This window comes from Brevundimonas sp. (assembly GCF_041688735.1).
GTDB lineage: Bacteria > Pseudomonadota > Alphaproteobacteria > Caulobacterales > Caulobacteraceae > Brevundimonas.
In genome coordinates this window covers 1-19,132 of sequence record NZ_JBDNHO010000005.1, presented here as the reverse complement: position 1 = coordinate 19,132, position 19,132 = coordinate 1, and the positions used below count along the sequence as shown (strand labels likewise).

Below are 19,132 nucleotides of genomic sequence, written 5' to 3'. Positions count from 1 at the left end.
ATTATTCCGCCAGCGCCGTCTCGAACGCCCAGTCCAGCCAAGGCGTCAGCGCCTCGACGTCGGCCACATCCACCGTGCAGCCGCACCAGATTCTCAGACCCGCCGGCGCGTTCCTGTGGCCCTCGATGTCGAAGGCAGCGCCCTCGTCCTCGACCAGCGCCTTCATGCGCGTGACCAGGGCCCGGCGGGCCTCGTCTTCCATGGCCACGACCCGCGCGTCCACCAGCTTCAGGCACACCGAGGTCGTTGACCGCGTCGCCGGGTCCTCGGCCAGATACTCGACCCAGTCCGTCCGCCGCACCCAGGCGTCCAGCGCCGCGGCGTTGGCGTCCGTCCGCGCGATCAAGGTGTCCAGCCCCCCGATCGCTAGCCCCCACTCAACCACGTCGATCCAGTCCTCGATCGTCCAGACCGAGAAGGTGTTCAGCATGGAGCCGGACGCCAGCATCCGGTCGAAGCCGTGCGCGTCCCTGAGCCGCAGCACCTTGGGCACCGCGCGCGGCGGCGCATAGCGATCCAGCCGCTCGACGGCGCGCGGCGACAACGCCGCGACGCCCAGCCCCGCCTCGCCGCCCAGCGCTTTCTGGAAGCTGAAGGTCACCACATCCAGCTTGCCCCACGGCAAAGGCATGGCGAAGGCGGCCGAGGTGGCGTCGCAGATCACGATCCCCTCGCGGTCGTCGGCGATCCAGTCGGCATGGGGGGCCTTGACCCCCGCCGTCGTTCCATTCCACGGAAACACCAGATCCTTTTTCGGATCGACCCGCGACGTGTCCGGCCACCGCCCCCACGGCGCCGTCAGCAGGTCCGGCTCAAGCTTCAGGTGCTCGACCGCGTCGGTCGCCCAGACCTTGCCGAAATTCTCGAAGGCCATGACCTGCACCGGCCGCTCGCCCAGCATCGACCACATGGCCGCCTCGACCGCCCCGGTGTCCGACCCCGGCACATAGACCAGCACCCAATCCTCGGGCGCCTGCAGCAGGGTCTTGGTCAGCCGCAGCCCGTGGGCGAACCGCTCCACAACCTCGGGCGCGCGTATGCCCCGTCCCAGCAGGTCGTGCGGCAAAGACTGCGATGACCATCCGGGTCTCTTGGCTGTCGGCCCCGACGAGAACCACGGCCGCGCCGGCTTGGCGGTTGGCTTGCCCGCCATCAGTCGCGGAACGGCCGGATCGGCCCCCTGTCGCGCAGGTCCTGCGCCAGTCGGGTCAGCGCCTGGTCTTCCTCTTCGGGCAGGACGATCATCACCTTGGCCAGCAGGTCCCCGCGCTTGCCGTCCGAGAACGCCCCGCGCCCCTTCAGCCTCAGCACCTTGCCCGAGTTCGATCCCTTCGGGATAGTCATGCTGACCGTCCCCTCCGGAGTCCGCACCGGAATCTTCCCGCCCAGCACCGCATTGGGCAGCGACACCGGCAGGTCCATGGTCAGGTCCGCGCCGTCGCGGCTGAACACGGGATGCGGCGCGATCTTCAGAGTGATCAGGGCGTCACCGGCCTCGCTGCGACCCGCCGCGCCCGGCGCGCCCTGACCGCGCAACCGGATCGTCTGGCCGTCCGCCGCGCCCTTGGGGATGTTCACGTCCAGCGTCCGGCCGTCCGAAAACTGAATCCGACGCGTCGCGCCGGAGATGGAGTCCTCGAGGCTGATCTCAAGCGTCGCCTTGACGTCCGCGCCCTTGGCCGAGAACCCGCCCGACCGCGCGCCTCCAGGACGCGCGCCGCCGCCGAACATGCCGCCAAACAGTTCGTCCAGGTCGATGTTCTCGAACCCGGGCTGCGCCCCGCCGCGCTGACCCCCACGCCCGAAACCGCCGGGCGCAGCGCCGCCGCCATAACCGCGGGACTGCTCCCGCCCGTCCGCGTCGAGCTCGCCCCGGTCGAATTTGGCGCGCTTCTCGGCGTCGCCCAGCAGGTCGAAGGCAGCCGTGATCCGCTTGAACCGCTCATCAGCTACCGTATTGCCGGGGTTCTTGTCGGGGTGCAGTTCTTTGGCGAGCTTGCGGAACGCCTTCTTGATCTCGTCCGCGCTCGCGCCCCTCGAAACGCCCAGTTCCTTGTAGGGATCACCCGCCACGTCGATTGCCGCTCCAGCCTCGGCCCGCGCGTCGCGCAGGTCCTTGTTATATCGTCAGTTAGGGCATCGCCGGGATTCCGCAAAGGCTGTCATGCGATCAGGCGGACCGTCGCCTCGGTTCCCCAACCATATCCCTCGCCCCACTGCGCCACCGCGATCCTCGCCGCCTCGCCGACGCCACCGGGGAAGTCAGCCACCACGTCTGACGCCAAATAGGTCGCGACGGCCCCCTCGACCTCGAGAGCGCGCGTCTCTGTCGCACCATCGATGACCCTCACCCGGAACCGCGACGCGTCTCCAGTCGGCTCGACCCCGTCCCACCGCTTCACTCGCCACTCGCCACTCACCACTCGCCACATCTTCACGCCCCCACCCCCGCCATGCGTCGCCGCTCCTCGTCCGTCAGGAAGGTCGCCGCGTTCAGCCGCGCCCACAGCGCCTCGCGCTCGGGCTGAAGCGCGGGCACGGCCTCCAGGTCCGCCTCGATCCGGCAGCCCGGAAAGCGCGGCCCCAGCCAGTTGCCGAGCGACGCCGCCGTCTTGCGCACCAGCGGCACGACCGTCCCGCGCCAGAAGGCGACATTGGCCTCGCGATAGTTGGCGTAGGTCGCGTCCCCCGGTATTCCCAGAAGCTGCGGCGGCACCCCGAAGGCCAGCGCGATCTCTCGCGCCGCCGCATGCTTGCCGGCGATGAAGTCCATGTCGGCGGGCGTCCAGCTCATCGGCTTCCAGTCCAGCCCGCCCTCCAGAATCATCGGCCGCCCGGCGTTCATCGTGCCCGAATGGCTCTCGCTAACCTGGGCCCGCAGGGCCTCAAACTGCTCGGCTGTCAGCCGCTCCCCGTCCTTGGCACCATAGACCAGCGCCCCCGACGGCCGCGCCGCATTGTCCAACAGGGCCTTGTTCCAGGCCCCCGAGGCATTGTGCACATCGATGGCGAAGGCCGCCGCCTCCAGCGGCGAAAAGCCGTAGTGATCGTCCGTCGGATGAAACAGCTTCAGCTGCATCACCGGCATCCAGCCGTCCGCCTCTCGCCCGATCCGGATCGACCGTCCGTCCACGGAGTACTCATAGGCTTCCGGCCATCCCGCCCGGCCCGGCGCGACCTTGACCCGGTCCGGCCGCAGGCTCCACAGCTCGTCAACCGTGTCGTTCCCGGTCGCTTCGGCATAGGCGTTGCCCGCCGTCTGCAAGGCGCCGTAAAGCCCCTCCAGCCACTCGGCCCCGCCCTGCTCCGGATTGGGTCGCGCCAGCAGCCTTGCCAGCGGATGATCCTCCGTCCGGATCCCGTCCGCGAACACGACCAGCGGCGTCGCCGCAGCGCCTTCCGCGATCATCCGCACACAGCGATAGGCCACGGCGTTCTTGCCGAACCCCTCGGTCGCCAGGCTGGTATAGTCCCGCGGCGTCCACCGCGCCCGCCCTCCCGACGTCAGGGCGATCAACGGCCCGGCCCGACTGTCCTTGATCTCGGGCGCGCCGGGGCGCGGGCGACCGTAAAAAGGTCGTCGCCAGTCGAACATGATGATCTCCATGGGTTTTCCGCCCCGTCATGGGCAGCAGGAAGCGACCGTCACAACATACGCACGCTCGGCCCCGCCTTCGGCGGCGGCAGCAGACGTGTCACGGCCCAGACCAGGGCGTCGGCGCGATCCGGGCTCGACCCGCCCTCGCAGCCCAGCCCCATCAGTTCCTCTTCCAGCGCCGGGAAGGCACCGCAGTGGACGACCCGGCCCTGTTCATACAGCGCGGCCACCGGCTCGGCCCGCGCGGCCTTGCCTCGGCTGGCGTGAACCAGCCGGATCGGCACGCGACAGCCGCCATGCGCCAGCACGGCCCGGACCATCTCCCCGCCCTGGTTCTTCTCGGCCACCACCTCCGTGGCGCCGAATTCGGTCGCCGTCGCCGCCACCTTGCGGCCCCAGCCGTCGGGCGACAGCCCTCCCTCCGACCGGTCGGCCAGCACATAGGCCCGGTCGCCGCGCCGCCCGACCACCACGATCCCGCAGGCGTCCCCGCCCGCGCTCGCCGGCGGATCGACCGCGACCACGATCCTGTCCAGCTCGGCGGGCCGATGGCCCCGCGCCCGCGCCAGATCCTCGGCCCGGAATAGGGCGCCGTCCGTCTCCACGATGGGCCCTTCCAGTTCCTGCGCCTCCAGCCGCGTCCCGGCGTAGAGGCTCCTCAGGTGCGTCAGAAAGCCCGGCGACAGATTGCCGGCATTGTCCGCCGTCCCCGCCCGACGCACGATCGTTCCGGCCTCGGCCAGCAGCCGCCGCAACGCCTGAATCGGTCGGGGCGTGGTGGTCACCAGCAATCGGGGATCGTCCCCCAACCTCAGCCCCAGCCTCAGATTATCCAGCACCGCCTCCGGCTTCTTCCAGGCGCAGAACTCATCCGCCCAGGCGTGGTGGAACTGCGGCCCGCGCAGACTGTCCGGGTCCTCGGCGGAAAAGGCATGGCCGACGCTGCCGGACTTGTCCCAGATCAGGCGACGCCTGGACGCTTCCCAGCGCGGTCTCTCCTCCCCCACCGCCAGGGCGCGCAGGCCCGACGGGCCTTCGACCATCACCTCGCGCACATCGTGCAGGGTCGGCCCCACCAGCGCGAACGCCTTGGGCGAGACCAGCGCCATATGGTTGATCCAGAACGCGCCCGTGAAGGTCTTTCCCGCCCCTCGCCCGCCCAGCAGAACCCAGGTCCGCCAGGCCTCGTCGCTCGGCCACTGGTGATTAAGAAGATCGAATTGGCTCCGGGCGAGGGCGTGCAGTTGGCCAGCATCCAGGCTCGACAACCAGTCCCTTGGTGTCGAGCAGAGCGCGGACGCGACCGAGACGCCGTTCAAGGTCGGCGCGCAGCCGGTCGAGCGTCTCGGGGCTGTCGTCTGCGTCATCGTCGATCATGTCGTCCTCTGGTTTCGGTGCGGTGGTTCTCGCCGCCTTGGCTGGCCTGGCGACCTGCAAGCTGACCAGTCGCTGACCGCATCGCGCGACGATCTCGATGGCGCGCACGAAGCGCTGCACCTGCAACAGGTCGCCGGCCTTGGGCCGGCTCGCTTTCAGATTGGCGACCGCGGCCTCGACTTCCGGTTTGAGGTCGTCGAAGAGCGTGTCTTGCCACGCCAGCGCGGCGGCCGGCCTGTCCTGATGTCCCGTCATGCCCAGACTCTACCGGACCAGCGCCCTCAGGCGGGCAGATCGCATCGAGAATCCGTCAACCGATTGATCGGATTGACCTTCGTCGCGCCAACCCGACTATGAATCCGCGAATGTCCAGCAGACCGTCACAGCCATACGATGTTTTCGTCGACCTTCGGCGGCGCCATCGCGCTCCTCACCCGCGCGACCAGATCGGACGGCTTGAAGGGCTTGGCGACATAGCCCGCGCAGCCCAGCCGCATGGCTTCGGTCACTGCCTCGGCGTTCCGGTTGGCCGTCACCATCAGTACTGGCGGAGTCGGTCGCACCTGGTGCTTGATATTGGCCAGCACCTCCAGCCCGCTCATGCGCGGCATGTGCACGTCCAGCAGGACCAGTTGCACCTTCTGGTGCTTCAGCACCTCCAGCGCCGCCGCGCCGTCGGCGACCGTGGTCACGTGATAGCCGGCCTGCGTCAGGGTGATGTCCATCATCTCCCGGATCATGTCCTCGTCCTCGACGATCAGCACGGCCGACGTCATGCCGCGTTCGCCCGTCGCTCATCCCGTGCGTGGTTCAGGGCCTCGGTCATCGTCGCGACCAGAACGCTCACCTGTATGGGCTTGCCGACGTGACCGTCCATCCCCGCCTCGCGGCAGCGTGCGATGTGGCCTGGCTGGACGTTGGCTGTCAGGGCCACGATCGGCACGTCGCCCGCCGCGCCGCCCATGCCGCGAATGGCGCGCGTCGCGTCCAGGCCGTCCATCACCGGCATGTGCACGTCCATCAGGATCAGGTCGTATCCCCCTTCGCGCGCGGCCTCCACGGCTTCCGAACCGTCGGCCACCGTGTCCAGCGCGATGCCCAGCGCGCCCATGATCGCCGCGCCCAGTTCCCGGTTGGCGGCCACGTCGTCGGCCATCAGAATCCGTAGGCCACGGGGCAGGACCGCGTCGCCGACTTCGGGCGCGACGGCCTCCATGGCACCCTCGATCACCGGCACTTCGAACCAGAAGGTCGAGCCTTCGCCGCTCAGGCTCTCCGCGCCGATCTCGCCGCCCATCATGTCGATCAGTCGGCGCGAGATCGCCAGCCCCAGTCCGGTGCCGCCATAGACCCGCGTCGTCGAACTGTCGCCCTGGGTGAAGCGCTCGAACAGCTGGTCGATCTTGTCTGGCGAAATGCCGATGCCGGTGTCGCTGACCGCCACCCGAATCCGCCCGCCGATCATTGAGATCGCCAACCGGACCTCGCCGGCTCCGGTGAATTTCACGGCGTTCGACAGGAAGTTCAGGGTCACTTGCCGCAACCGCCCTTCATCGCCCAGGACGATCGAGGGCAGGCCGGCTTCGACCTCCAGGGCCAGCTTCAACCCTTTCTTCTCGCACTGGTCCTCGACCATGGCCGCGGCGGCGGAGGCCATGGCGCGCGGGTCGAACGCCTGGGCGTCCAGCCCGACCGCGTCGGCCTCAAGCTTGGAATAGTCGAGGATGTCGTTGATGACGCTCAACAGGGCGTCGCTGGCCGTGGCGATCCGGTCGGCGTATTTGCGCTCCGTCTCGGGCAGATCCACGCTGGCCTGCAACAGGCCCGAGAAGCCGATCACGCTGGTCAGCGGCGTCCTCAGCTCGTGGGACATGTTGGCCAGAAACTCGGACTTGGCCCTGGCACCGGCCTCGGCCGTGTCGCGAGCCGTGATCAGGGCCTCTTCCAGACGCTTGGTTTCGGTGATGTCGCGGACCACGTCCTGGAACTCGATGACCCGTCCGGCCGGGTCGCGGATCAGGGTCGTACGGGCCTCCATCCAGCGCACATCGCCCGACGAAACGCGCGCACGATAGATGAGGCCCGGCATGGCCTCGCCCGCTGGGGCCTTGACCATGTCGCGTAAGCGCTCCGCCAGCGCCGGAACGTCCTCCTCCAGGATCAGATGGGTCACCGACCGGCCCAGCAGATCATCCGGCGAGATGCCCGTCGCCGCCTCGACGCTGGGCGAGATATAGCCGATCAGCCCATCGACCCCATAGGTCACGATGACGTCGCTGGCCCGGTCCGCCAGCAGGCGATAGCGCGCCTCGCTCGCCTCGATTCGCTGCTGGCTTCGCATCACATCCGTGACGTCGCGGAACACCCCGAACAGCGCGGTCGTCGCGCCCGTCTCATCGCGTTCAGGCCGGCACTGGGACGTCACGATCCGCTCGTCGCCGTCATCGCGGATCAGCCGCAGCTGGAATCCAGCACCCTCGCCGGTCTTGATCGCCCGCGCACAGCAGTCCGCGACCGTCTGGCGATCGTCGGGGTGATAGCAGCCGACCGCGTCGTCCAGGGTGGGATCGAACGTCTCCCGGCTCTTGCCGTGGATTCTGTAAACCTCATCCGACCAGGTCACGACACCGCTGGCGACATCCAGCCGCCAGCAGCCCACGCCGCCCAATTCCTCGGCCATGCCCAGGGTCTCGACCAGCTCGGCCTGGACCCGCTCGGCAGCCTTGCGCGCTGTAACGTCGCGGACATGGTCGTGCAGTTCCAGCACGGTCCGCCCGGCCTCGTCCCAGACCGCGCGCGGCGAGGCCTCGAGCCAGACCGTGGTACCGTCCGCCCGGATAGCGCGGTATTCGTATCGCGGTGGCGGTGCCCCGGGGCCGGCCCGGAAATAGGCCCGCATGACGGCGTCGATGGCCGGTATGTCTTCAGGCGGAATGAACTCCCGGCACAGGCGCCCGACCAACTGGTCGGGCCTATAGCCCAGGATCGTCTCAACTGAGGGCGACAGATAGAGAAACGTCCCATCCGGCCTGTAGCGGGCGATCACGTCGGTCGCCGTCTCGCTCATCATGCGGAATAGCGCCTCTCCCGACTTGAGGCGCTCCTGGCTCAGAACGGTCTCGGTGACGTCCTGAAACACGCCGAACAGGGCGAACGGCCGCCCGTCCTCGCCGACTTCGGTGCGGGCGCGGGTTAGCACCCGCCGCTCGCCGCAGGTCGCGCTGACCAGCCGCAGCTCCAGATTATAACCCTGGCCCGTCTCGATCGCACGCTCGACGCAGGCCGCCAATATTTCCCGGTCCTCAGGATGATAGTCCGACAGCACGTCCGCATAGCCGGGGTCGAACGTCGCCGGGTCGCGGCCGTGTATGCGATAGACCTCGTCGGACCAGTCGACCTTTCCGTTCGCGAGGTCGAGCCGCCAGGGGCCCAGTCCAGCCATTTCCTCGGCCAGCCGCAGCAGCGCCAGTTGTTCGGCCTGGACTCGACTGGCCTGGACCTGGTCGAACAGGTCGCCGGCCAACCGCGCGGCGTGGCGCAGCACGGCCATCTGCGGGGGGGTCGGGTGCTCCCGCGGCACGACATCCATGGCCCCGACCGCACCGACCGGCGTGCCCGAGGCGTCACAGATCGTCGCGCCGGCGAAGAACCTGATCCGCGGACCGTCGGTCACCATGGGGTGATTGCGCAGCTCGGGGTCGTCCAGCGCGTCGGGAATCACCAGGGTCGCGTCAGGCCCCATGGCCACCAGCCTCGCGCTGACGCTGACGTCGCGAGGCACCGATTTCTGGTCCAGGCCGACCACAGCGCGAAACAGCGCCTTGTCGTCCTCAAGCACGGACAACAGCCCGAACGGCACCTCCAGTGCCGCGCAGACCAGCGCCGTCACACGATCAAAGGGCGTCGGAAGGACCTCGGAACCCTGACGGGCAATGCTCATGAAACCTCCGGCCAACCGCGCGTCATACCTTTGGCTTCAAGCTTCAAAGGTTCGATTAACGCCGGTCTTTGCCGCGCTCCTCATTCCACTCGGGTGCCTCGAAATCCAGCGCGTCCTCGGCCTCGGCCAGTGCCAGTTCGCTGATCGTCTCTCCCCGCACCGAAACCCCGGCCGCGTGCACGCTCTCGGGATCGCCCGAGACCAGCGGATGCCAGTCGGCCAAACCCCGGCCTTCGTACACCCGGCGATAGCCGCACGACTTCGGCATCCATGCCAGCTGTTCGATGTTCCACGGCGTCAGCTTGATGCAGTCCGGCACCTGCGCGCGCCGGTTGGCGTAGTCCGAACAGGCGCAGGTGGCCGGATCGAACAGCTTGCAGTGCACCCGGGTCGGCGTCACCTCACCGGTGTCCTCGTCCTGGAAGCGGATCACGCAGCACAGGCCGCAACCGTCGCACAGGCTCTCCCACTCCTCGCGGGTCATCTGCTCGAGGCGTTTGGTTTGCCAGAAGGGCTTGGTCGGGGGGGTGGGACGCTCTACATGCACCGCCTCCCCTTACGCCTGTCCCCGTCCGAAAGCACCATGGCCCCCCGTCCGCCCCTCGTCGCCCTCAAGGCCGTCCGTCTCCAGGACGGCCAGCGTCCCCTGTTCGACGGTGTCGATATCGCCGTCGAGCCGCGCACCCGCGCCGCCCTCGTCGGTCGCAACGGAGCCGGCAAGTCGACCCTGATGAAGATGGTCATGGGTCTGATCGAGCCCGATGCTGGCGACCGCTCGGTCCAGGCCGGCACCCGCTTCGCCCACGTCTCCCAGGAACCGGTCGTCACCGGCGACACCCTGCTGGACTATGCCGCCTCCGAAGGCGCGGAACGGTGGACCGCCGAGAGCTGGCTGACCACCTTCGGCCTCGACCCCGAAAAGCCCGCGGTGAACCTGTCCGGCGGTGAAATCCGCCGCGCCGCCCTGGCCAAGGCCTTCGCCGAAGAGCCCGACCTGCTGCTGCTGGACGAGCCGACCAATCACCTCGACATCCTGGCCATCGAACTTCTGGAAGAGGAACTGCTGGCGGCCCGCTTCTCGGTCCTCGTCGTCAGCCACGACCGCGCCTTCCTGAACCGCGTCACCCAGTCCTGCCACTGGCTGGAAGGCCGCCGCGTCCGCACCCTCAACAAGGGCTTCGCAGCCTTCGACGAATGGGCCGACAAGGTGCTGGAGGAAGAGGCCCAGTCCCTGCAAAAACTGACCAAGACCATCGAGCGCGAGACGGAGACCTTCTACCGCTCCATCACCGCCCGTCGCACTCGCAACGAGGGGCGCGCACGCTCGCTGGACGCCCTCCGGGCCGATCGCAACGAAAGGCTCAAAGATGTCCCGCGCGAGCTCTACCTCGGAGTCGATTCCGGGGCCACGTCCGGCAAGCTGGTCGCAGAACTAAAGGGCGTCTCGAAGTCGTTCGGCGAACGCGCGGTCATCAAGCCCTTCACCACCCGCGTCATCCGCGGCGACCGGCTGGCCATCGTCGGCCCCAACGGCGCGGGCAAGACCACCCTGGTCAAGATCCTGCTTGGCCAGCTCAAACCCGACGAAGGCACCGTCAAGCTGGGCGCCAATCTTGAACCCGTTTATCTGGACCAGTCCCGCGACGGCCTGCGCAGCGACATGACGCTCTGGGACGCCCTGACCCCCGGCGGCGGCGATTCCATTCTTGTGCGCGGCATCTCCAAACACGTCGCCGCCTACGCCAAGGACTTCCTGTTTCAGGAGGGCCAGCTGCGCCAGCCGATCTCGACCCTGTCGGGCGGCGAGCGCAACCGCCTCCTTCTGGCAAGGGCCCTGGCCAAGCCCGCCAACATGCTGGTCCTCGACGAACCGACCAACGACCTCGACATGGACACGCTCGACAAGCTGGAAGAGCTGCTGGAGTCCTACGACGGCACCCTGATCCTGGTCAGCCACGACCGAGACTTCGTCGATCGCCTCGCCACCTCGACCATCGCCATGAACGGCCGCGGCGACATCGTCGAGACCCCCGGCGGCTGGACCGATTTCATTCGCCAGAACCCCGGCTTCCTCCGTCCCGGCGCCAATCCCCGCCCACAAGACAAGGACGCCGCCCAGCGCGCCGCCGCAGCCGCAGACGAGGCGCGTCGGATCGAGAAGGCGGAGCCTTCTGACCGCGCCTTCACAAAGAAGCCCGGCAAGATGACCTTCAAGGACGCCCACCGCTTGAAAGAGCTGGAAGGCCAGCTGGCGTCCCTCCCCGCCGACATCGCCCGCCACGACGCCACCCTGTCCGACCCCGGCCTCTTCGCCCGCGACCGCAAGGCCTTCGACCGCGCCACCGCCAACGCCGACCGCGCCCGCGCGCTGCTGTCGGCGGCGGAGGAGGAGTGGCTGGAGCTGGAGGCGAGGCGCGAGGCGCTGGCCGGCTAGACTGATTGCAATTACTGCAATCATGCTTTAGTCCGCTATCGTGAACAGCAAGCAGATAAAGACGCTCGCGGCCGTCTTCATCGACCCGGTGTTGGCGACGATCGAATGGGCGGCGATCGAGAGCCTTCTTGTCGCGGCGGGCTGCTCCGTGGCCGAAGGGGCCGGGTCGCGGGTGAAGTTCACATTCGGTCTGGAGGTGGAGGTGTTTCATCGCCCCCACCCCGCCAGGGAGGCCAAACGCTATCAGGTTCGCGCGGCCCGCGCCTTCCTGCTCAGATTGGGAATTCGGCCATGAACACCATGCACCACAAGGGCTATTACGCCGCCGTCGAATACGACGCCGAGGACGAGATCTTCTTCGGCCATCTGGCCGGCATCCGCGACGGGGTCGGCTTTCACGCTGACACCGTGGCCGATCTAAAGGCGGCTTTTTTCGAGGCGGTCGATGACTACATCGATTTCTGCGCCAAACTGGGCAAGGACCCCCAGAAGCCCTATTCCGGCAAGGTCATGTTCCGTGTCGACCCCCAGGTCCACGCCCGCGCAGCGCTGGCGGCCCAGTTGGCCGGCAAGAGCCTGAACGCCTGGGGCGAGGAAGCTCTGCGCCAGGCCGCCGATAACGCCGTCGGCTCACACAAGGCGCCCTGACAAGGGCTTCAGCCGCATCCTCGGCATCGCGCGCAACGACCAACCCACTGATGACCCTGACCATCCGCCGCCTGGACCTGACCCCGGCCGAACGCCGGGCCGCCGTGCGTGGCAATGCGACCCTGGATGTGAGCTATCGATAGGTTTTCCATCTGGTCCGGGGCGAGGAAGCTGGAGTTGCTGCCGCGTCTGAAAGCCGACGGCTGACGGCGACCTGCGCGACCTGCCGCCCGCCCCGTTCGTCAGCGGCGATCTCGATCCCCTGCGCGACGACAGCCGCCCGATGGCAGACGCCTGGCCCACCGATGCCGAACTGTTGGAGGTGCCACTGGCTCCGCACGGCTTAATCCACTTCGGCGGACCGCTGGCGACCCGGTCAATGGCCGAGATTCAAGCCTGGCTGGAGCGCCGCCTGACGGCTCTCGAGGCCGCCTGAGACAACGACCCGGCTCGAAAGACCGGCCATACGGGCGGAATTCGCGTTCGAAACATCGTCCCTGTGCAGAAGTCGCAAGAGCTTCACAAAGCACAGAAAATTGCCAGGAACACACACTGCTGTCCCGCCCCTGCAAACTTTATCCACAACACCATCCACAGACGGTCATTACGGACCGCTTGCCAGTTCCGCGGATCGGAGCGAGCTTGATCAGGCCGAGGGACACGGCGGCGCGGAAAACCGGGGAGACCCGGGGATCAAAGCGGACCGGCCCGGCTCTCTGACCCAGGCGACCGGACCTCTTCGGAGGCGAGGCACGAGGGGCAGGATCAAGGCTCCCGAACTCACGAAGGCTTCGGCCGGAGCGGGTTCACGGAGAACCGGATCGGGATCGACGGACGACGCAGGTTCGACCTGCGGTACGCCAGAGACCCGGAGCGCGACAGGATACAGCTGACCACCGCCGGGGTTCGCCCCGCCGTTGTAAAGCCAGGGTTCTGAACCTCAACGGCCAAGTCCAACCCGGACTTGGCGAGGGGACGAGGAAAACCGGTTCGCCGGGGATCTTCGTCCCCTCGCTCAATTCTGGAGTGCGCTATCGCTCCCGGCGCGGCCGCTCGCTGCTTGAACGCCGTCAATCGTCATCCCCCCACTTGATCGGCAGACCGGGCCACGGATTCCGCCAGGGCCAGTTCCGCCATGTCGCGCTGGATCTCGTGCAGGGTCCCCAGACCATAGCCGTCCGGGTCGCCGTCACTGTTTCTCCGGGCGTCGATCAGCGTATCCAGCGCCTCGACCATCTCCGAGAACGGGCGCTTCGAGGCCGGGCGGCGCGCCAGCAACCTGACCAGCAGGCCCTGCGCAATCGCCTTCGCCTCCAGCACGTCCCTCCCGACGTTGCAACCGCCGCCCGATGACCAGTGGCTGGAAGCCAGCCGTGCTTCGCCGTCTGCCCGTTGCCGGGCAAAAATCAACACCAGCCGCGGGTAAAAAGGCCTGAGCCGTCGCCCAAGGGCACCGGGCTTGAGGATGCCGGCCGTCTCTATCACCGCCGTCTCAAGCGCAGGCGACAGCGCCTCGCCCGTCTGCAGGGCGACCGTCTCCACCAGCGACCGCAGCCGCCGCTTCTCGAATATCCGGTCGATCCAGCCCATAGGGCCCCACTCTCGCGTCCGCCAACGCCCCGCCGGTCGAGCTTCAGGACATCCTGCGACCGTGGTCAATGGGTGCGGGATATCGCCGCCCTTCCCCTCCGCCAACCTGAGCCTTACACAAGGTCATGACCTTGCGTGGGAATCGTCCAGCCCTCCCCGATCGCCGCGCCCTTCTGGCCGGAGCCGGTGCCGTGGCGGCCATGACTGCGCTCGCCGCCTGCGGCAGGTCCGAAGCCCCCGTCGACGAGGAAGGCCGCGTGCGGCTCCGTTTCGCCACCGACTGGCGGGCCCAGGCCGAGCAAGGCGGCTTCTATCAGGCGATCGCCTCCGGTGCCTATGCCAAGCGCGGGCTGAACGTCCAGATCATCCAGGGTGGCCCGGGCGTGAATGTGCCCCAGCTGCTGGCCACCGGCGCGGTCGAACTGGGCATGGGCTCCAACAGCTTCATCCCGATGAACCTCGTCGCCGAGGGGGCACCGGTGAAGGCCGTCGCCGCCTTCTTCCAGAAGGACCCCCAGGTCCTGATCGCCCACCCTGATCCCGCGCTCGAGACCATAGCCGACCTTAAGGGCCGTCCCTTCCTGCTGGCCGATGCCTCGGTCACCGCCTTCTGGGTCTGGCTGAAGTCCAAATACGGCTTCACCGACGATCAGGTCCGCAAATATACCTTCAACCTCGCCCCCTTCCTGGCCGACGAGCGGGCGGTGCAGCAGGGCTATCTGACCTCGGAGCCGTACACGATCGAGCAGGAGGCGGGCATAGTTCCGAAGGTCTTCCTGCTGGCCGACGAGGGCTACCCGTCCTACGCTACCATGGTCTTGGCCCCCAACGCCTTCGCCCGCGACAACGCCGCCGCCCTGCGCAGCTTCATCGCCGCCTCGGCCGAGGGCTGGCGCGACTATATCCAGGGCGACGGCCAGACGCCCTGGAATCGGGCCGCCGACGCCCTGATCCGCAAGGCCAACCCCGAGATGACCCAGGCCATTCTCGACCAGGCCCGGGCCAAGCTGAAGGCGAACGGCATGGTCGATGGCGGGGACGCGGCTCTCTACGGCCTCGGGGCCATGACCGCCGAGCGCTGGCAGACCTTCTTCCAGGTCACATCCGAGGCGGGCGTCTATCCGGCCAACCTCGACTGGCGCCAAGCCTTCACCACCCAGTATCTGCCCGGCCGTGGCTGAGACGGCGGCGCTGTCCGGCGTCGTCGTCCGCTATCCCGGACGCGCGCCCATCGGCCCGGTCGACTTCAACGTAGCGCCGGGCGAGATCGTCGCTGTGGTCGGTGCCTCGGGTGCGGGCAAGTCCACCCTCCTGCGCCTGCTCGCCGGGCTCGAACGCCCAGCCGAGGGAACCACCTCGACCCGTCCCGGCCGCGTGGGCTTCGTTTTCCAGACCCCGACCCTGATGCCCTGGGCTGACGCCCTGGCCAATGTGGCCCTGCCGCTGGAACTGGCCGGAACGCCTCGCGCCGAGGCGCGCGCCCGCGCGGCGGACGCCCTCGCCGCCGTCGGTCTCGGCGAGCGGTTGACGGCCCGGCCGCACCAACTGTCCGGCGGCATGGCAATGCGCGTCTCGCTGGCCCGCGCCCTGGTCACCGAGCCGGACCTGCTGCTGCTCGACGAGCCGTTCGCCGCCCTCGACAGCGTCACCCGTCGTCGCCTGATCGAGGACCTTCACCGCCTGTGGGCGTCCCGCGCCCCGCGCCCGTCCATCGTCTTCGTCACCCATGACGTGGAGGAGGCCGTCTATCTGGCGGGACAAACCCTCGTGCTGGACGCCGCGACGGGACGGGTGACGATGGCACTGGCCACGCCCGGCGCGCTGCCGAGGCCGGAGGGCTGGCGAGCGGAGGCGGGTTATCGAGAAGCCGTCGAAAGGCTCGCCGCCGAACTGGCCCGCAGCATGGCCACTGCGGGAACGGGGTCATGACCCGCTTCCTTCCCCCCACGCTGCTGACCCTCCTCCTGCTCGCCGCATGGGAGATCGCCTGCCGCGCGCTCGACGTGCCCGTCTACTTCCTGCCGCCGCCCAGCGCCGTCGCGGTGGCCCTGGTCGAGCGCGCGCCCCTGCTCGCCTCCTCCGCCGCAGTTACCTTCTGGATGGCGCTTCAGGCCCTGATGGTCGCCGGCGGTCTCGGTGGGGGCCTGGCCCTGCTCGTGTCGCTCAGCCGTCCGGCGGAACAGGCCGTGCGACCCCTCGCCGTCGCGCTGCAGGTCACGCCCGTGGTCGCCATCGCCCCCCTGGTGCTGATCTGGACGGGTCTGGATCACGCCGATCGGGCCGTTGTCATCCTGGCTGCGACCGTCGCCTTCTTCCCCCTGTTCTCGGGCATGTTGACAGGCCTGAAATCGGCCGATCCGGACCTTGAGCGGCTGTTCGACCTCTACGGTGCCTCGCCGCTCCAGCGCTTGGTCCGCCTGCGCCTTCCCGCCGCGCTTCCGTTCGCGCTGGAGGGTTTGCGCGTCGCCTCGGGATTGGCTGTGATCGGGGCGGTGGTGGCCGAATTCGTGTCCGGCTCCGGCGCCTCCCAAGGCCTGGCCTGGCGACTGCTCGAGGCGGGAAACCGGCTTCGCACCGCCGACATGCTGGCGGCGCTCGTCTGTTTGATGATCATGGGACTGCTACTTAACGCGGCCGTCGGCGCGGTGGAACGGCGAGCGCGCCACACGCTCCGATAGTCGAATACGCCAGATTGTTCGCCACCACGAACCTCCCGTTAGTGGCGGGTTAAGCCCGGGCGCATAGCTTGCGCATCTTGTCCCCGCGTCCCGGAGCTGCCCGTTGAGCCGCCCCCCGATCCTGATCCCGGTCGCTCTCGCCGCGCTGGGAGCCGTCGCGCTCGCGGGAAACGCGGTCGCCCAGACGGCGGGCCAGACCGTGGGCCAGACCTCGGGCCACACCTCGGGCCAGACGCCGGGATCACGCTCTCTGTCATGGCAGGCACGCATTGAGGCCAGCCGGACTGCAACCCAACCCGTCGCCGCCCGCGCAGGCCGCCGGCCCAATCCCGTCATTCCACACGGCAGTATGGCCGCCGCCACCCCGCCGCGTCCGGGGCTGACGCCGGCTCCCGGCGGAACGCCCGTTCCACTGAAGCCTGCCAACGCCTGGATGCGTCCGGCCGCCGTGGTCCAGGCCGCGCCGATCGCCGCCCCCATGGCCGTGCTCGAGCCGCCCCCTTCAACCGTCATCCAGCCCCCTCCGACCGGCTATGCCCGCGCCGCGCCATCGACCCCTGACGCGGTCGCCGACCCGATTGCGCCCCGCCGCGATGCGCCGGTCTTCCGCATGCAGAAGGACGCGCGACAGCCGGTCGCCGGCCAGGAGACGGCCGAAGTCGCCGCCCGCGCCGAGCCGACCCGCCCCGAGCCCATACGTATGGCCGTCGCGCGCAACACCGCCGACCGTCCGCCCCAGCAGGGCGTGCGCTACTATTCAGTCCATCGTCAGAACGGCCGGCGGCCCGACGCCATGGTCATGCCTCAGCCGACCTGCGTCGACGACCTGACCTTGACCCTGCCCGAGACCCCGGCGTCGCAGGACCTGGCCCAGCCCGATCAGGCTACGACCCTCATTCGCGACAGTCAGGGCCGGGTGCGCGCCGCGCCGGCCGCCTCCGACGGGGACCATCAGTGAGTGCGGTCGCAGCGGCCTCGCGCCTGCCCCACCTGATCGCCCTCGCGCAAGAAGGCTCCAGCGAAAAGCGCCGTGACCTGCTGCGCGAACTGACCGGGCATTTCTTCGGCTCGACCGTACGCACCGCCAGGGAATACGAGCTCTACGGGACGGTTCTGGCGCGCCTGGCCGCAGACATGGAAACCGCGGTCCGGGCCGAGCTTTCGCTTCGCTTCGCCACCGCGCCAGACGCGCCCGCCATCCTGATCCGCCGCCTCGCCGACGACGAGGCCTCCGTCGCCGGCGCCGTTCTGGCCTCGTCTCCGGTGCTGACCGATGACGACCTGCTGGGCGTCGTCCGCCGTCACGGCCAGGACCATCTGCGCGCCGTCTCGACCCGCGCCTCGGTGTCCGAAGCCGTCGCCGAGGTCATCGTGGAACGCGGCGACGACCAGACGCTGGGAACCTTGCTGCGTAACGACGGCGCCCGCCTGTCGCGCAAGGCGTCCGAAACCGCCGTCGAACGCGCCAAGGCCAATCCGGCGCTGCACGAAGCCACCGTCTATCGCGCCACCCTGCCGGCCGACCTGCTGAACGATATGTATTTCGTGGTCGAGGCCCGACTGCGTCGACAGATCCTGGAACAGAACGCCCGCATGGATCCGGCGCTGCTGGAAAGCGCCCTGGCCGCCGGTCGCGCCCGCGTCGCCGCCGACGACGGCGCCCTGCCCGCCGACTATGCCGAGTGCCGAAACTACGTCGAGGAGCTGAAGGCCGCCGGCCAGCTGACGCCGCAGATGCTCGCGCGCTTCCTGCGTTCTGGCGGCCAGACCAGCTTCCTGATCGCCTTGGCCCAGCTTGCGGACATCGATTTCCACACCGCCCGCCAGATCGTCGAACGCCGCGAGCTGGACGCCCTTGCCGTGGTCTGCAAGGCCGCCGACCTCGATCGGGCCCTGTTCCTGACCAATGCCGTGGTGCTGTTGAACGACGACGGCGATGCCATGGCCAAGGCCCATTCCTATGCCCGCATGTACTCCGAGCTGACGCGCGAGGCGGCGCTCAGGACCATCCGCTTTTGGCGCATGCGGCGCGGCGCGGCGGCGGCTTGAACCCACGAAAAAACCCGCCTCCGTTTCCGGGAGCGGGCGTCTTCATCCAGCCTTGGCCGGCCGCCTACTTTTTGGCGGCGCGAACCGGAGCGCGGGCGGGTTTGCGACCGCCTTGGCCGAGACCCATCTGCTTGGCCAGGTCCGAACGCGCCTTGGCATAGTTGGGCGCGACCATCGGATAGTCCTTGGCCAGACCCCATTTGGCCCGGTACTCCTCGGGGCTCTGATTGTATTTGGTTCGTAGATGGCGCTTCAGTGACTTGAATTTGCGACCATCTTCCAGACAGATCAGGTAGTCCGGCGTGATCGACTTGCGGATCGGCACGGCCGGTTCCTTGATCTCCGGTTCCGGCTCCACGGAGCCTTTCGAGACCTGAATCAGCGCAGCGTGAATGCTGGAGATCAGGGCCGGCACCTCGACGGCCTGGACGTTGTTGTTGCTGACGTACGCCGAAACGATGTCGGCGGTCATCTCGAGCAGTTGGGCGTTGTCTTCCATTCGTGTGGCCTGACCTTGTTGTACATTTTATATCGACCGAACTTTGTGCCCGGCCTTTAGATCAGTAAATATAGACGATAATCGAATCGCGCAACATCGTATTCGCAGCCAACCAGTGCATTGACGAGCGGGCGGAAACACTAGGCTCAGGACTCATTGATCATAGCCAGAAGATCACCGTGGCGGCGATGGCGATGGCGGACATGAAGGTGTGTGCGCATCGGTCGTAGCGGGTATGGATGCGTCGCCAGTCCTTGAGCCTGCCGAACATGTTCTCGATCCGGTGGCGCTGTCGGTAGAGCGTTTTATCGTAGTCGAT

Annotated in this window: 21 protein-coding genes; 9 read left to right on the top strand and 12 right to left on the bottom strand. The window is 68.2% G+C overall.

Going from position 1 to position 19,132, the window contains the following annotated elements; translation table 11 throughout:
- Position 1 precedes the first annotated feature (1 nt).
- From ACESMO_RS00830 to ACESMO_RS00790, 9 genes are all read right to left on the bottom strand, one after another.
- Positions 2 to 1,153 carry a phosphoserine transaminase gene (locus ACESMO_RS00830; protein WP_372706283.1) on the bottom strand — a complete coding sequence of 384 codons (1,152 nt, stop codon included), beginning with the start codon at positions 1,151 to 1,153 and terminating at the stop codon, positions 2 to 4.
- Positions 1,153 to 2,073, bottom strand: a complete 921-nt coding sequence (locus tag ACESMO_RS00825; protein ID WP_372706282.1) for a DnaJ C-terminal domain-containing protein — start codon at positions 2,071 to 2,073, stop codon at positions 1,153 to 1,155. The genes ACESMO_RS00830 and ACESMO_RS00825 overlap by 1 nt, the downstream gene beginning before the upstream one ends.
- An 89-nt stretch (positions 2,074 to 2,162) precedes the next feature.
- Positions 2,163 to 2,438 carry a hypothetical protein gene (locus ACESMO_RS00820; RefSeq protein ID WP_372706281.1) on the bottom strand — a complete coding sequence of 92 codons (276 nt, stop codon included), beginning with the start codon at positions 2,436 to 2,438 and terminating at the stop codon, positions 2,163 to 2,165.
- Positions 2,435 to 3,595: a phage portal protein gene (locus tag ACESMO_RS00815; protein WP_372706280.1), complete on the bottom strand. Its 1,161-nt coding sequence runs from the start codon at positions 3,593 to 3,595 to the stop codon at positions 2,435 to 2,437. The genes ACESMO_RS00820 and ACESMO_RS00815 overlap by 4 nt, the downstream gene beginning before the upstream one ends.
- Before the next feature lie 50 nt (positions 3,596 to 3,645).
- Positions 3,646 to 4,866 carry a DNA-packaging protein gene (locus tag ACESMO_RS00810; RefSeq protein WP_372706279.1) on the bottom strand — a complete coding sequence of 407 codons (1,221 nt, stop codon included), beginning with the start codon at positions 4,864 to 4,866 and terminating at the stop codon, positions 3,646 to 3,648.
- The gene (locus ACESMO_RS00805) at positions 4,805 to 5,230 is read right to left on the bottom strand and encodes a hypothetical protein (RefSeq protein WP_372706278.1); all 426 of its coding nucleotides are present in this window, start codon (positions 5,228 to 5,230) and stop codon (positions 4,805 to 4,807) included. The genes ACESMO_RS00810 and ACESMO_RS00805 overlap by 62 nt, the downstream gene beginning before the upstream one ends.
- A 125-nt stretch (positions 5,231 to 5,355) precedes the next feature.
- Positions 5,356 to 5,751, bottom strand: coding sequence for a response regulator (locus ACESMO_RS00800; RefSeq protein ID WP_372706277.1), 396 nt, complete (start codon positions 5,749 to 5,751; stop codon positions 5,356 to 5,358).
- Positions 5,748 to 8,915 (bottom strand): PAS domain-containing protein, encoded by a 3,168-nt coding sequence (locus tag ACESMO_RS00795; RefSeq protein WP_372706276.1) that lies wholly within the window; start codon positions 8,913 to 8,915, stop codon positions 5,748 to 5,750. The genes ACESMO_RS00800 and ACESMO_RS00795 overlap by 4 nt, the downstream gene beginning before the upstream one ends.
- Before the next feature lie 55 nt (positions 8,916 to 8,970).
- Positions 8,971 to 9,462 (bottom strand): YcgN family cysteine cluster protein, encoded by a 492-nt coding sequence (locus tag ACESMO_RS00790; protein ID WP_372706275.1) that lies wholly within the window; start codon positions 9,460 to 9,462, stop codon positions 8,971 to 8,973.
- Between the two features lie 36 nt (positions 9,463 to 9,498).
- On the opposite strand from ACESMO_RS00790, the gene ACESMO_RS00785 reads away from it, so the two are divergent.
- From ACESMO_RS00785 to ACESMO_RS00770, 4 genes are all read left to right on the top strand, one after another.
- Entirely contained in the window at positions 9,499 to 11,349 is a 1,851-nt protein-coding gene (locus tag ACESMO_RS00785) for an ABC-F family ATP-binding cassette domain-containing protein (protein WP_372706308.1), read from the top strand.
- A 40-nt stretch (positions 11,350 to 11,389) separates the two neighbouring features.
- Complete coding sequence (locus ACESMO_RS00780; protein ID WP_372706274.1) at positions 11,390 to 11,644, top strand: type II toxin-antitoxin system HicA family toxin; 255 nt, start codon at positions 11,390 to 11,392, stop codon at positions 11,642 to 11,644.
- Positions 11,641 to 11,997, top strand: coding sequence for a type II toxin-antitoxin system HicB family antitoxin (locus ACESMO_RS00775; protein WP_372706273.1), 357 nt, complete (start codon positions 11,641 to 11,643; stop codon positions 11,995 to 11,997). Before ACESMO_RS00780 ends, ACESMO_RS00775 begins: the two co-directional genes overlap by 4 nt.
- Positions 11,998 to 12,280: 283 nt before the next feature.
- A complete protein-coding gene (locus ACESMO_RS00770) occupies positions 12,281 to 12,433 on the top strand; it encodes a hypothetical protein (protein ID WP_372706272.1) in 153 nt (50 codons plus the stop codon).
- Positions 12,434 to 13,074: 641 nt separating this feature from the next.
- Here the strand turns inward: ACESMO_RS00770 and ACESMO_RS00765 are convergent.
- Complete coding sequence (locus ACESMO_RS00765) at positions 13,075 to 13,587, bottom strand: hypothetical protein (RefSeq protein WP_372706271.1); 513 nt, start codon at positions 13,585 to 13,587, stop codon at positions 13,075 to 13,077.
- A 125-nt stretch (positions 13,588 to 13,712) separates the two neighbouring features.
- On the opposite strand from ACESMO_RS00765, the gene ACESMO_RS00760 reads away from it, so the two are divergent.
- The 5 genes from ACESMO_RS00760 (at position 13,713) to ACESMO_RS00740 (ending at position 18,314) form a co-directional block, all read left to right on the top strand.
- Positions 13,713 to 14,768 (top strand): ABC transporter substrate-binding protein, encoded by a 1,056-nt coding sequence (locus ACESMO_RS00760; protein ID WP_372706270.1) that lies wholly within the window; start codon positions 13,713 to 13,715, stop codon positions 14,766 to 14,768.
- On the top strand, positions 14,761 to 15,516 hold the full coding sequence (locus tag ACESMO_RS00755) for an ABC transporter ATP-binding protein (RefSeq protein WP_372706269.1): 756 nt from the start codon (positions 14,761 to 14,763) through the stop codon (positions 15,514 to 15,516). Before ACESMO_RS00760 ends, ACESMO_RS00755 begins: the two co-directional genes overlap by 8 nt.
- Positions 15,513 to 16,265 (top strand): ABC transporter permease, encoded by a 753-nt coding sequence (locus ACESMO_RS00750; protein ID WP_372706268.1) that lies wholly within the window; start codon positions 15,513 to 15,515, stop codon positions 16,263 to 16,265. The genes ACESMO_RS00755 and ACESMO_RS00750 overlap by 4 nt, the downstream gene beginning before the upstream one ends.
- Positions 16,266 to 16,368: 103 nt before the next feature.
- The gene (locus tag ACESMO_RS00745) at positions 16,369 to 17,223 is read left to right on the top strand and encodes a hypothetical protein (protein WP_372706267.1); all 855 of its coding nucleotides are present in this window, start codon (positions 16,369 to 16,371) and stop codon (positions 17,221 to 17,223) included.
- On the top strand, positions 17,220 to 18,314 hold the full coding sequence (locus tag ACESMO_RS00740) for a DUF2336 domain-containing protein (protein ID WP_372706266.1): 1,095 nt from the start codon (positions 17,220 to 17,222) through the stop codon (positions 18,312 to 18,314). The genes ACESMO_RS00745 and ACESMO_RS00740 overlap by 4 nt, the downstream gene beginning before the upstream one ends.
- A gap of 64 nt (positions 18,315 to 18,378) precedes the next feature.
- Here the strand turns inward: ACESMO_RS00740 and ACESMO_RS00735 are convergent, their stop codons facing one another.
- Together ACESMO_RS00735 and ACESMO_RS00730 are read right to left on the bottom strand one after the other, a co-directional pair.
- Complete coding sequence (locus ACESMO_RS00735; protein WP_372706265.1) at positions 18,379 to 18,813, bottom strand: MucR family transcriptional regulator; 435 nt, start codon at positions 18,811 to 18,813, stop codon at positions 18,379 to 18,381.
- Positions 18,814 to 18,973: 160 nt separating this feature from the next.
- Positions 18,974 to 19,132: transposase (locus tag ACESMO_RS00730; RefSeq protein WP_372706307.1), on the bottom strand; the 159-nt coding region annotated here is incomplete at its 5' end.